General features: G+C 60.8%; 11 protein-coding genes. 5 read left to right on the forward strand and 6 right to left on the reverse strand.

What is annotated here, in order from left to right:
* Window positions 1-82: 82 nt before the first annotated feature.
* Complete coding sequence (locus ACX82Z_RS02990; protein WP_459586664.1) at window positions 83-835, reverse strand: carbonic anhydrase; 753 nt, start codon at window positions 833-835, stop codon at window positions 83-85.
* A 133-nt stretch (window positions 836-968) separates the two neighbouring features.
* Complete coding sequence (locus ACX82Z_RS02995; protein WP_459586665.1) at window positions 969-1382, reverse strand: VOC family protein; 414 nt, start codon at window positions 1380-1382, stop codon at window positions 969-971.
* 68 nt (window positions 1383-1450) lie between these two features.
* On the opposite strand from ACX82Z_RS02995, the gene ACX82Z_RS03000 reads away from it, so the two are divergent.
* Entirely contained in the window at window positions 1451-2041 is a 591-nt protein-coding gene (locus ACX82Z_RS03000) for a TetR/AcrR family transcriptional regulator (protein WP_459586666.1), read from the forward strand.
* Between the two features lie 5 nt (window positions 2042-2046).
* Here the strand turns inward: ACX82Z_RS03000 and ACX82Z_RS03005 are convergent, their stop codons facing one another.
* From ACX82Z_RS03005 to dnaG, 3 genes are all read right to left on the reverse strand, one after another.
* The gene (locus ACX82Z_RS03005) at window positions 2047-2895 is read right to left on the reverse strand and encodes a restriction endonuclease (RefSeq protein WP_459586667.1); all 849 of its coding nucleotides are present in this window, start codon (window positions 2893-2895) and stop codon (window positions 2047-2049) included.
* A 58-nt stretch (window positions 2896-2953) separates the two neighbouring features.
* Window positions 2954-4972, reverse strand: coding sequence for an RNA polymerase sigma factor RpoD (gene rpoD / locus ACX82Z_RS03010; RefSeq protein WP_459586668.1), 2019 nt, complete (start codon window positions 4970-4972; stop codon window positions 2954-2956).
* 332 nt (window positions 4973-5304) lie between these two features.
* Window positions 5305-7224 (reverse strand): DNA primase, encoded by a 1920-nt coding sequence (dnaG, locus tag ACX82Z_RS03015; protein ID WP_459586669.1) that lies wholly within the window; start codon window positions 7222-7224, stop codon window positions 5305-5307.
* Between the two features lie 133 nt (window positions 7225-7357).
* On the opposite strand from dnaG, the gene ACX82Z_RS03020 reads away from it, so the two are divergent.
* A complete protein-coding gene (locus ACX82Z_RS03020; protein WP_459586670.1) occupies window positions 7358-7492 on the forward strand; it encodes a hypothetical protein in 135 nt (44 codons plus the stop codon).
* A gap of 12 nt (window positions 7493-7504) precedes the next feature.
* The gene (locus ACX82Z_RS03025) at window positions 7505-9169 is read left to right on the forward strand and encodes a Na/Pi cotransporter family protein (protein ID WP_459586671.1); all 1665 of its coding nucleotides are present in this window, start codon (window positions 7505-7507) and stop codon (window positions 9167-9169) included.
* A gap of 214 nt (window positions 9170-9383) precedes the next feature.
* On the opposite strand, the gene ACX82Z_RS03030 is transcribed toward ACX82Z_RS03025, so the two are convergent.
* Window positions 9384-11342 (reverse strand): OmpA family protein, encoded by a 1959-nt coding sequence (locus ACX82Z_RS03030; RefSeq protein ID WP_459586672.1) that lies wholly within the window; start codon window positions 11340-11342, stop codon window positions 9384-9386.
* 171 nt (window positions 11343-11513) lie between these two features.
* Between ACX82Z_RS03030 and ACX82Z_RS03035 the strand changes: the two genes are divergently transcribed.
* Window positions 11514-11960 (forward strand): YcgN family cysteine cluster protein, encoded by a 447-nt coding sequence (locus ACX82Z_RS03035; protein WP_459586673.1) that lies wholly within the window; start codon window positions 11514-11516, stop codon window positions 11958-11960.
* Between the two features lie 74 nt (window positions 11961-12034).
* Window positions 12035-12448, forward strand: a complete 414-nt coding sequence (locus ACX82Z_RS03040) for a ketosteroid isomerase-related protein (protein WP_459586674.1) — start codon at window positions 12035-12037, stop codon at window positions 12446-12448.
* Window positions 12449-12451 lie beyond the last annotated feature (3 nt).

Here is a 12451-nt window from a genome sequence, read left to right on the forward strand (position 1 = left end):
CCGCCTCGCTTTCTCATTTCTACGCAACAGGCAGCGATGATCGCAGGCTCCAGCAGAGAAGGCCAGAGCCTGCCTTTCACGATCAGAAAGAGGAAAGAACGAAACGCCGGTTGGGCGCCACAGGCGGGCGGTTGTTATGGTCATAGAGCGCGACGAACTTGTCGATATCGGCAGCCGCGACCTTGATCGGCTCCTTGGCGACCATCCAGTCTACGATTTCGCTGCATGGCGGCGTGGTCAGCGAGCCTTCATATGCGAAATAGTCCAGATGTTCCGGAAGAAAGGCATTGGGGTCGATACGGTCGTCACTGATGCGCTCGCCATTGTCGGCCGGAAACTCGTCCGCAAGCTGCGCGAAAGCCTCGTTCGTGCCGCCCGGCTCGACGAACACGCCCAATACACCGAGTGCGTCCGTATCGACGCTTTTGTGCACGAAGTGGATTTCGAGCGGGTATGACTTGCCGTCGACGCGGTGTTCGCTCTGTGCATGAAAGTGCATCTGCAAGAGTTCGTAACGATGGCCATCGCGCTCCAGGAAACTGCCGGCCGGCATGTCGACCTGCACCGTATGGCCAGTATTGACGACGCTCGTTCCCTTTGCCGAGTGCCAGTCGATATCGAGCACGGGCAATTCGGCCTTGATCGTATCCTTGATATCGATGGGCGATTGCTGATAGCCGCCGCATGCCGAATTTTCCGACGCCAGATCGCTCCAATGATCCGGACCCTCTGCGCCGGAATAGCTCCACCCAGCGGATTCGCTGAATGCAGCCGAAGCGGAAAAAATCAGAGCAAGCGTGGTGCCGGCCAGTGCGGCCGTTCTTAGGGAATGCATCGTTTCATACCTTCCGTTGGTCGAGGACACCCAGACACCAACAGCGGGCCGGACCCTCGCCGAAAGGCAAGAGCCTTGATCGGGTCAATATTGTGACCGAATTTAACATGGCGTTATCGGGACGTGCCCACACTCACTCCGAACTGTAAGCGGCGGCGAATTCCTCGCTGGGCGCGATCGGCGTGATGATGTCGATGAGGACACCGTTCGGATCGGATGTGATGAAATGGCGCTGCCCGAATGCCTCGTCGCGCAGGGACAGAAGGATCGGAAGTCCCGCCGTCTCGGCTTTTTCATATTCAGCGTCGACATCCTTCACCTCGAAATTAAGGATCAGGCCCGACACCTTGCCACGGCCGACGGCGGGGATCGTCTCGTGCTCGCCATCGAGAATGGCAAGGTTGACCCGTCGGTCTTCGAGCGATTTCAGGTGCACGTACCAATCGCTTTCGAAGACGGGCTTGAAGCGAAAATGGCGTACATAGAACGCGGTCGTACCAGCGACATCGCCGGTCATAATCACGGGATAGTAGCTGGTCACCTTCATGACTTTCCCTTTCGCTGGAAACACATACAATCTGCATGTGAGTTTGAAATAACATACAGGCTGTATGTATGCAAGTTAGTGGTGGACGCAGAAGCAATGCCGCGCGCGCCGAGGCGACGCGAGGCGAACTGATACGGGCGGGCAGGGCGCTGTTCGTCGACAAGGGATATGCGGACACCGGGACGCCGGAGCTGGTCGCGGCGGCGGGCGTCACGCGCGGCGCGCTCTACCATCATTTCGCAGACAAGCAGGCGTTGTTTCGCGCCGTGGTCGAAGTTGAATCGGCGGCCGTCGCCGATGCGATCACCGATGCCGCGCCCGATACGATGGATGCGATCGAGGCGCTCAATGCGGGCAGCGATGCGTTTTTGGCGGCGATGAAGGAGGCCGGACGCGTGCGGCTTCTGCTTCTCGACGGGCCTGCCGTTCTGGGACGTGCGGCGATGGATGAGATCGACCTGCGCAACAGCGGGCGGACATTGCGCGAGGGGCTGGCGATCGCCATGCGCGAGGGGGCGATACGCCGTTTGCCGCTGGATGCGCTGACCGTGCAGCTATCGGCCGTGTTCGATCGCGCTGCGCTGGCGGTGGCAAATGGGGCGGATGCCGATGATCAGCGCAAGGCGATCGGGGCGATCATCGAGGGGTTGCGCAGATAAGTTCCCTAAATCCCTTCGAAGAATTTTTCATCGAGTGATATTTCTTCAACTAGATGAACCTGCACACCGAGTTTTCGCTCTTTCAATAAAGCGCAAAGGTGTTCTCCATCAATCAGATCAATTGCGGGTGCACCATCACGTGTGGATTCTTTCCGAGCTTCTGACGTAAAGGTGCCAGTCGTAATTATTAACCCCTTATCGGCTCTGCCTACCATTGCACCACGGAAGTCACGGACTACACTTGCAGAAACGGATCCCTTCCATCGCTTGCATTGGAAAAGAACTTGAAATGATACGAGGTTCATCCGCAGAACCCCAATACCATCAATCCCACCATCGGCAGGGCGCCCGGTTACTTCGACGCGAATGAACCCTGACTCGCGCAATAGTCGCTGGCAGAGACGTTCAAAGGCCGCAGGATGCATGGAGCCAAGAAGTCCAAGCAATTTTTCGGTCCAAGAAATCTCGTGTATTTCGGTATCGAGTTCTTCTTGATCCAATTCTGATGCGGTTGCGGCATTTTTGCGAGCTGCATGGACTTTTCGAAAAACGCCTTTTGCTTCTGTTTCCGAAACTTTTTCGCCAGCTTCTGTGAGCGACCACACGCCACGCTCGCTATTTTCCAAAGCGCCATACTTTTTGAGATATGTTCGCACCCAGGCCAGTCGATACTGGAATTCGGTGCGTCCGGTCTCGCCATGTGGAATAGAGAGCTGATGTTCGGTCATCGCCATCAAATCGGCGGTGCCTTCCTCTATCTCTTCGATCGTGGCCGACCCGCCGCGCTTTCGGATGACCTGCAATACAGGAAAAACATACTCGTCATATTTTGGCAGGTCTCTTTTTTTCGCCAAAGTCGGCTCCGGGCAGAAATGCAAAAGTCCCCGGAGCATGCCGGGGACTTGAAATATCCTAGCTGTCGAGGAACGAGCGCAGCTTGCGCGACCGCGACGGGTGCTTGAGCTTGCGCAGCGCCTTGGCCTCGATCTGGCGGATACGCTCGCGCGTGACCGAGAACTGCTGGCCGACTTCTTCCAGCGTGTGGTCGGTGTTCATGCCGATGCCGAAGCGCATGCGCAGGACGCGTTCCTCGCGCGGCGTCAGCGAAGCCAGAACACGCGTGGTCGTCTCGCGCAGATTGGCCTGGATCGCCGCGTCGATCGGCAGGATCGCCATCTTGTCCTCGATGAAGTCGCCGAGGTGCGAATCTTCCTCGTCGCCGACCGGCGTTTCGAGCGAAATCGGCTCCTTGGCGATCTTCAGGACCTTGCGGACCTTTTCGAGCGGCATGGCAAGCTTTTCGGCCAGCTCTTCCGGAGTCGGCTCGCGGCCGATCTCGTGAAGCATCTGGCGCGAGGTGCGCACGATCTTGTTGATCGTCTCGATCATGTGGACCGGGATACGGATCGTACGGGCCTGATCAGCGATCGAACGCGTGATCGCCTGCCTGATCCACCAGGTCGCATAGGTCGAGAACTTGTAGCCGCGACGATACTCGAACTTGTCGACCGCCTTCATCAGGCCGATATTGCCTTCCTGAATCAAATCAAGGAACTGCAGGCCGCGGTTCGTGTATTTCTTCGCGATAGAGATCACGAGACGCAGATTGGCCTCGACCATTTCCTTCTTGGCGATGGCAGCTTCGCGCTCGCCCTTCTGGACCTGATTCACGATCTTGCGGAATTCGAGGATCGAAATCGCCGTCTCGGTAGCAAGGTTCTGGATCTCGCCACGAATGTCGCGGATCGTCTCCTTCTCGTTCTTGGCGAATTCCTTCCAGCCGCGCGCCGACAGGTTGGCGATCGACTTCATCCAGTTCGGATCGAGTTCCGAACCCTGATATTGCTGGAGGAAATCCTCGCGGCGCACGCCGTAGCTTTCGGCCAGACGCAACAGGCGGCCCTCGTTCTGCACGAGGCGCTTGTTGATGTCGTAAAGCTGCTCGACGAGCGATTCGATGCGCGCATTGTTGAGCGACAGCGATTTTACCGCCGTGATCAGCTCGTCCTTGAGCTTCTTGTAGGAACGCTCCTGACTGGACGACAGCGCGCCGGTCTGGGCAAGGCGTGCCTCGACCTGCTGGTCCTGCAGCTTGCGCAGCTTCTTGTAGGTCGAGGCGATGACGTCGAGCGTGTCCATGACCTGCGGACGAAGCTCGGCCTCCATCGCGGCAAGCGACAGATTGGCCTCGTCTTCCTCGTCGTCCTCTTCCTCGCCGCGCGTATCGCCGCCGACATTGGTGATGTCGTCGTCGTCGCGGCGGCGCGACTTCTCATCGGTCTTCGGCTTGTTGTCTTCCTCGGTGCGCTCGACGACCGGCGCCTGCTCGGCCTCGGGGCCGGCATAAGTCGCCTCGAGGTCGATGATCTCGCGCAGGAGAACCTTCGCCTCGTTCAGTTCCTCGCGCCAGATGATGATCGCTTGGAAGGTCAGCGGGCTTTCGCAAAGCCCGGCGATCATCGTCTCGCGACCAGCCTCGATCCGCTTGGCGATGGCGATTTCGCCCTCGCGCGACAGAAGTTCGACCGAGCCCATCTCGCGCAGATACATGCGTACGGGATCGTCGGTGCGGTCCGTCGGCTCTTTCTTGGTCGTGGTCGCCGCAACGGCCGTGCCGGTCTGTTCGGCCAGCTCGTTCGCGTCTTCCTCGCTGTTTTCGCTTTCCTTCTCGCGATCGCCGTCCTCGGCATTCTCGTCGTCCTCGACGACGTTAATGCCCATATCCGACAGCATCGCCATCGTATCTTCGATCTGCTCGGACGTGACTTCCTCGGACGGAAGAACCGCGTTCAGCTCGTCCATCGTGACGAAACCGCGCTTCTTCGCGAGCTTGATCATCTTCTTGACAGCGTCGTCGGAAAGGTCGAGCAAGGGGCCGTCAGTGCCGCCCTCGCGTTCGTTTTCGACCTCTTCCTTCTCTTTAGTCGCCATATGCAGTTCTCCAGGCGGCCTTCCGGCCATTGGAAGCCCTAATGGGCCATCGTCATCAAGGACATGGATTAAGATCGCGCAAACCGCGCGCAGATTAGCGCCCGAACGCCGTTATCTAGTCGGTCGGCTAACCTCGGCAAGGATCGTGAGGGTATACGCCCGCTCAAAACCAGTGTGCCGTCCTTTAATCCGTCTTCAATCCGGGCAAGCCGCTCGATAAAGTTCGTGGCCGTCCTGATTCCGTCATTCAAGCGGAAGGTCAAGCGGCTGTGGCATGATTCGTGATAAAAAAGCGAATCAAATGCTCAAGACCCGATTTGGCAAAGCCAAATTCAGCCGCGGCCAGCTCGACCGGATTGCACCCCGAAGCCTTCGATAAGCGCCTCGGTGGCCTGCACGTCCCGCAACTGTGACTGAATATCGATCAGGTGACGGTAGTTTTCGTCCGTCGGGTCCGTCGCAAGCGCAGTCTCGGCCGCTTTGAGCTCCTTATGTAGAGACTGGGCGGCCTGCTGCAAGTAGAGCGCCTGCGTGAAATGGTCTCTGGCGTCGTCAAGGGCCGCATCGGGCAGGGCGGTCCACAATCCGGCGCCCTTGACCTGAAGAAGCGCCCGTTGCCAGATTTCGTTCAGCCCGCAGGCGTCGACATGGCCGATCAGCGTCGTGTCCCTGCCGGTCAGGCCGTGAGCCGCGGCATCCACGATGCAAGCCTTCAACTGGCGCAGTTCGGCGCTGGTGATGGTCAGATGATCGATCTCGTCGAAAAATTCATCGACCAGATCGGGGTGGTGGACGAGCGTGACAAGGATGGTCGTTTCGCGCAGCGGCATGGCGCTTGCGGCGCGACGCACCAGCGAGGAGCGCGTCAGGCTTTCGGAAACCGCAAAACGCTGGCTGTTGATCGAGCCGGGACCACCTGGACGCTGTTGCTGGCCCTTTTTCTCGAAGCGTGGGTTTTGCGGGCGGGTCGACCCGAAGAAGCGGATAACGCGGTCGCGCATCTCCTGCGCGTAGTGCCGGCGCACGTCCTCGTCCTTGATGCGGTAGGTCGCTTCACGCAGGCGCTTTTCGAGGTCGGCGCGGCGCTCGGGCGTCTCGAAGGTGGAGCCGGCGGTTTCGCGCTGCCACAGCATGTCGGCCAGCGGGCGGGCTTCGTTTATGACCGTGCGCAGGGCGTCGACGCCTTCGTTTTTCACCAGATCGTCCGGGTCCTGGCCATCGGGCAGGAGTGCAAAGCGAAGGCTGCGGCCTGCTTGCACCACAGGCAAAGCGAGGTCGGCGGCGCGGAATGCGGCCTTGAGGCCGGCTGCGTCACCGTCGAAGCACAGGACCGGCTCGCCGGACATGCGCCACAAAAGTTCGAGCTGATTTTCGGTGAGTGCGGTGCCGAGCGGCGCGACGGCGTTCTCGACGCCGGCCTGCGCGAGCGCGATGACGTCCATATAGCCTTCGACGGCGATGACGGTGCCACCGCGCGCGACCGTGGCACGCGCGCGGGCCAGATTGTAGAGCACGTTGCCCTTGTGAAAGAGCTCGGTGTCGTTGGAGTTCAGGTACTTTGCGGGTGCATCCGGCGACATGGCGCGCCCGCCGAATGCGATAACACGGCCGCGCGCATCCTCGATCGGGAACATGACGCGGTCGCGGAAACGGTCGTAGGAGACGGGAATGTCCGGCCCGTAGACGACCAGTCCGCAGGCTTCGATCTGGCTCTTGTCGACGCCCTTGGCCGCCAGATGCTCCTTCAGCGCGTTGCGGCTTTCGGGCGCGTAGCCGAGGCGGAATTTCTGCTGGGTGGGGCCGGTCAGTCCGCGCTCGCGCAGATAGGCGCGTGCTTTCGCGCCGTCCGCACCTTGCAGCCGCGTTTCGAAGAATTGCGTCGCCATTTCCATGACATCGGAGAGCGAAGCGCGCTCGCGTTCGCGCCGCTCTTCCTGCACGTCGCGCGCGGGCATCGGTACGCCGGCCATGTCGGCGATCTTTTCCACCGCCTCGGGGAAGGCGAGGCCGTCATGCTCGGTTAGAAAGCGAAAATGGTCGCCCGAAACGCCGCAACCGAAGCAATAATAGCGGCCCTTCTTGTCCTCGCAGTGAAAGCTTGGACTCTTTTCGCCATGGAAGGGGCAGCAGGCCCAAAAGTCGCCGCGCGGCGCATTCGTCTTGCGCCGATCCCATGTCACACGCGTCCCGATGACCGAAGAAATCGGCACCCGGTCTCGGATCTCGTCGAGAAAGGAAGGGGAAAATCGCATCTGGAACGGCTCGCTTTCACTTCCATATAGAGATTATTGCCGGTCCGCGCGACGAGATTGCGCCATCATTCCCGACATTCACAGGTCTAAAATCGCGCCTAAACGAAAGTAAACGCGCTTGCGCGAAAGGCGAATGCGTGCGATTCTGATTAATCGACTAAGAAAAAGTCGCGGGCAAAACCGCGCCAGGATAGAGTTCAATTCCGATGAACGCTTGCCCGATATCTCCTTTTTCGCTGCTGCCGGTGCCGTTTATCGTCGCCTGTGAGTGGGCCGTGCGATGACGGGGTCTGTCGTTCTTCTCAATCTTGCCGGCGCGGTCGCGCTTTTGCTTTGGGCAACGCGAATGGTGCGCACAGGCGTCGAGCGCGCTTATGGCGACGTCTTGCGTCACAAACTGCGCTCGACCATGCGCAATCCGTTGCTGGCCGTGATCGCCGGTACCGCACTCGCCATCGTTCTTCAAAGCTCGACCGCTGTCACCTTGCTTGTCGGCTCCTTCGCAGGTGCCGGCATCGTCACTGGCATAGCAGGGCAGCTTGCCGTGCGCGGCGCGGAAATCGGCTCGGCGCTGGTCGTGAAAATCCTGACCTTCGACCTCGCGCTGATTGTGCCGATCTGCCTCGTTGCAGGCACCTCGATGTTCATGGCGACCGAACGACGCGATTGGCGGCAGATCGGACGCATCCTGATCGGCATCGGGTTGCTGATCATGTCGCTGGAAATGATTGGCCATGCCGCCGAACCTTTGCGTGACAGCCGGCTCCTGCCCGTAATCGTCGATTACTTTTCAAGCGACCCGATCACCGCGTTCCTGCTCGCCGCGTTGATCACATGGCTTTTCCATTCCTCCATCGCGGCGGTGCTTCTGCTCGTGACGCTGTCGACGCGCGGCCTCATTCCGGCCGAACTGGGCATCGTCATGGTGCTCGGCGTCAATCTCGGCAGTTCCGTGATCGCACCCATTCTCACGCGCGCGTCTGCTCCCGGCGTTCGGGTCGTGCCGATCGGCAATCTTTTGATGCGCGGCATGGGCTCGCTTGTCATGCTCAGCCTGTTTTTATGGCTGCGTCCGCCGCTCGACTTCCTTGGGGCGAATGCAGCGGACCGGATCATCAACGCGCACATCGTCTTCAATTGCGTCATCCTGATCGCCGGCATTCCGCTTGCCGGCCTGATCTACAAGGCATCCGAACGCATCGTCGCGCTCGGCACGCCTGCCGTCTCGCCGCAAAATCTCTACCCCGCAGAACTCAGTGCGCTCGAGGAAAGCGCGCTCGACACGCCGCCGCAGGCACTCGCTAACGCGACGCGCGAAGTCGTGCGCCTCTGCGAGACTATCGAGATCATGCTCAAGAACGTCATCGAGCTTTACGAGAAGGCGGAGCCGGATCGCATCAAGGCGCTGGCAGCGCTTGACGACCGGGTGGACGCCCGTCATGCCGCAATCAAGCTTTATCTGACGCGGTTGACGCTGCGCGCCCTGACCGACGAGGAAGCCGCCCGCTGCAAGGAACTGCTGGGCGCATCGCTGAAACTCGAACAGGTCGGCGACATCGTGGTGCGCAATCTGTTGGTTCATGTCCGCAAGAAGATGGAGCGCGGGCTGGATTTCACCGATCAGGGCTGGCGCGAACTGGCGGCCTTTCATTCGGCGGTCCTTGCCAATGCACGACTGGCGTTCAACGTCCTGATTTCACGAGACGCTGAAGCGGCCCGTCAGATCGTTCTGGAAAAGGATCGCCTGCGGCAGATGGAGGAGGCATCCAACCAGAGCCACTTCGTGCGCCTGCGCGACGGTGCGGCAAAGAGCCTGGACACCAGTTCCATCCATCTCGACACGATCCGCGACCTGAAGCAGATCAATTCGCTTTTGGCTTCGATCGCTTATCCGGTGCTGGAAGAGCATGGATTGCTACGCGAGACGCGACTGAAGGCGTCGTGATTTTCGCGTGAGCCGCCTGCAGGCGGCGGTCCTTTGCGTTCCCGCTGCTCAAGCGCCTGAACGAACATTCCGCTCCGGCTTTCGAAGCCCGCTACTTTCGGCATGCCTCACAAAAGAATGAAGCCCGGTCGCTGGAGGACGACCGGGCTTCGGTGCCTTGTCCCGCCGGACACAAACCGGAGGGACGGGGCAGGGAACGCTCGATATAGGTACGCTACTGTGCCTGCGCCACCGGGGCGACAAGCTGGGTGATGCGGCGGATCGCAACGCGTCGGTTGCGGCGTTCTTCAGCCTCCGTCGCGACCTTCAAATAGCGTTCGCCGTAGCCCTGGGTGACGAGGTTTTCCGGCGGAATGTCGAAATAGTCCGTCAGGGCGACCGCGACCGCTTCGGCACGGCGGTCCGAAAGCGCAAGATTCGCTTCGTCCGAGCCGACGGCATCCGTATGGCCTTCGATCAGGAAGGTCTCGCCGGGATTGTCGTCGAGCATGCGCTGCATGGCGTCTGCAACGCCCTGAAGCCTGCCGACTTCGCTCTGTCCGATATTGGCCGAACCGAAATCGAAGGTCAGCGTGTCGAGATCGACGCGGCGCGCGATATCGCGGACGCGGGACGAATATTTGACGTCATCGATCGTATAGATCTCACGAACCTGCTCGACCGGCGGCTGCTCGAAGAACTCGTAATAGACGTCCGGGTCCTCGACGCGGTTCGCCTCGAGAATATACTGGCTGACCGGGATGGTCAGTTGCATCGGCGGGAGGTTGCGGCCCGGATCGCGCCAGCGGCGGGGACGATCGTCCTCGTAGCGGCGCTCGTCGGCATAAACGAGAACGTATTCGCGACCGTCCGCGTCGAAGCGCGAGCGCTGGACCACGTCGCCATAGCGGTCGCGTACCGTGACGATCTCGACGCCGTTCGGGCGAACGATCGTCTCGCGATACATGCCGCGCGGCAGTTCTTCGTAATAGACCTCATCGGCGTTCCGTCCCAGTCGATCGCGGTCGTCCGACTGAACGATCGTCTGGTTGTTGAACTGGATGATGAAGCGGTCGCCGATTTCGCGCAGCACGTTCGAGCCTTCGCGCCGTTCGAGGAACGGCTCGGCGGCACGGTCGATCCGGCGGCCTTCGACCGCACGAAGTGACTGCACTTCGAAAGGCGCGTCGAGCACCTGCGAATCCTGGATCGAGGTGGGAGCGGGGCCGACCGGACGAGCGCGAGCGGCACGCTCGGCCTCGACCTGTTCGGGCGTCGCGCCATCGGCCTGCGCATCCGCTTCGAACGCAGCTTCCGCCTCGGCCGGGTCCTTCGCACTGTCGAGGATGGGCGCAAGATCCTGCGTTTCCTCGAATGCCTGATCCGGCGGGACGACTTCCTCGACGGGCGCCACAGGTGCTTCCCCGGCAGGGGCAGGCGCTTGCGGTGCGGGCGCTTCCTCGGCAGGAGGTGCCAGTCCGCCCGGTGCTTCGGGTGCGGGCTGCTCAGCAGGAGCTTCCTCTACCGGCGGAACTGGTTCAGCGGGCGCCTCATCCACAGGAGGAGCCAATCCCTCCGGTGCTTCGGGCGCAGGCTGTTCAGCCGGAGCTTCTTCGGCTGGGGGCGTTTCCTCCGCGGGTGCCGCTTCGGCCGGTGCCTGCTCCATCGCCGGCTCTTCCGCAGGCGCCTCCTCGGCGGGGGCTTCTTCCGCAGGCGCTTCGAGTGCGGGCGCAGGTGCCTCTTCAGCAGGTGCCGGCTCGGGCTCAGGTGCCGGCTCTGGCTCCGGTGCAGCCTCCGGAGCCGGTTCAGGCGCGGGCGCAGGTTCCTCTACCGGAGCTTCTTCAGGCACAGGGGCCTGTTCGGCCGGTGCAAGCTGGGGCTCGGGAGCCGGTTCCGGTTCTGGCGCGACGACTTCAGGCTCGGGCGCTGGTTCCTCGACAGGAGCTTCGGGTGCGGGAGCCTCTTCGGCAGGGGCCTCTTCTGGCGCTCCTTCTTCCTGAAGGCGGCGCTGGAGTTCTTCCTCGGTTTCCTCCGTCGCCTGCGCAAGAACGACCGGCGCATTCGCCTGATCGCCACGCTGCAAGGCTTCCAAATCTGCAAGGCGCGCACCGGTTGCCGGCGCGGCGCTCAACTGGGCGGTAGCCATAACCAGCCCGAGGGCGGTCCCGGCAAATATCCGCGACTGTCTCTTCATCAGAGTATGCTCCTGAAAGTTGGGTCCCAACCCGGCGACAATGAAAATGCCAGCTTTTTGTTCCGGTTTTGACCGGAAACAGGCGGGATCACGGGTATTTTCGAGGCGATCTGAAGGCAAAACACCGTTTTCGCGCTTGACCGCGTCAAACCGCAAGGCCACATGCGCCCCATGCATCAACCCTTCTGGAAAACGACGCCGCTCGAGAAGATGACCCGCCAGGAGTGGGAATCCCTTTGCGACGGCTGCGGCAAATGCTGCCTGTCGAAGCTGGAAGAGGAAGACACGGGCGACATCTACTGGACCAGTATCGGCTGCCGCCTGTTCGACGCCGGCACCTGCCGATGTTCCGACTATGAGGGCCGTCTCGCCAAGGTTCCCGACTGCGTGAAGCTTACTCCGGAAAAGGTGCGCACGCTGCCATGGCTGCCTTCGACCTGCGCCTATCGGCTGGTGGCCGAAGGCGAGGATTTGAAATGGTGGCATCACCTCGTTTCGGGATCGCACGAAACCGTGCATGAAGCCGGCATCTCCATGCGCGGGCGTGTGACGGCGCTCGAAACCGACATGAAAAGCGTCGACGACTATTTCGATCACATGCTGGACGAAGAACCATAGGCGGTTTGCCCCTTGCCACTCTTCGCCACGACATCCTAACCATCCGTCCGACCCATTCACGAGGACCATCCGAAATGAGCCAGACCGAAACCAAAGTTCTGATCGAGCGCTATATCGACGCCTTCAACAATGGCGACAGCCAGGGAATGCTGGATTGCCTCGACGAGGACGTCGCCCACGACATCAACGAGGGCGGGCGCGAGATCGGCAAGGAAAAGTTCAAGTGGTTCCTCGGCATGATGGACAAGCACTACAAGGAACAGCTTGGCGACGTCGTCATCATGACCAACGAAACCGGCAGCCGCGCGGCCGCAGAATTCACCGTGCATGGCGAATATCTGGCGACCGCCGAAGGCCTGCCGGAAGCCAACGGCCAGCGTTATTCGGTTCCCGGTTCGATCCTGTTCGAAATCGATGGCGGGCGCATCTCGCGCGTGACAACCTACTACAATCTGAAAAACTGGATCGCGGCCGTTTCGAAGGGCTGAGCC

The organism is Aliihoeflea sp. PC F10.4 (genome assembly GCF_054612275.1).

Bases quoted from the DNA above. Each gene is read 5' to 3' on its own strand.
- ACX82Z_RS03000 (WP_459586666.1), top strand. From the start codon at position 1,451: ATGCAAGTTAGTGGTGGACGCAGAAGCAATGCCGCGCGCGCCGAGGCG.
- ACX82Z_RS03025 (WP_459586671.1), top strand. From the start codon at position 7,505: ATGACGGGGTCTGTCGTTCTTCTCAATCTTGCCGGCGCGGTCGCGCTT.
- ACX82Z_RS03030 (WP_459586672.1), bottom strand. From the start codon at position 11,342: ATGAAGAGACAGTCGCGGATATTTGCCGGGACCGCCCTCGGGCTGGTT.
- dnaG (WP_459586669.1), bottom strand. From the start codon at position 7,224: ATGCGATTTTCCCCTTCCTTTCTCGACGAGATCCGAGACCGGGTGCCG.
- ACX82Z_RS02990 (WP_459586664.1), bottom strand. From the start codon at position 835: ATGCATTCCCTAAGAACGGCCGCACTGGCCGGCACCACGCTTGCTCTG.
- rpoD (WP_459586668.1), bottom strand. From the start codon at position 4,972: ATGGCGACTAAAGAGAAGGAAGAGGTCGAAAACGAACGCGAGGGCGGC.
- ACX82Z_RS03040 (WP_459586674.1), top strand. From the start codon at position 12,035: ATGAGCCAGACCGAAACCAAAGTTCTGATCGAGCGCTATATCGACGCC.
- ACX82Z_RS03035 (WP_459586673.1), top strand. From the start codon at position 11,514: ATGCATCAACCCTTCTGGAAAACGACGCCGCTCGAGAAGATGACCCGC.
- ACX82Z_RS03020 (WP_459586670.1), top strand. From the start codon at position 7,358: ATGCGTGCGATTCTGATTAATCGACTAAGAAAAAGTCGCGGGCAAAAC.
- ACX82Z_RS02995 (WP_459586665.1), bottom strand. From the start codon at position 1,382: ATGAAGGTGACCAGCTACTATCCCGTGATTATGACCGGCGATGTCGCT.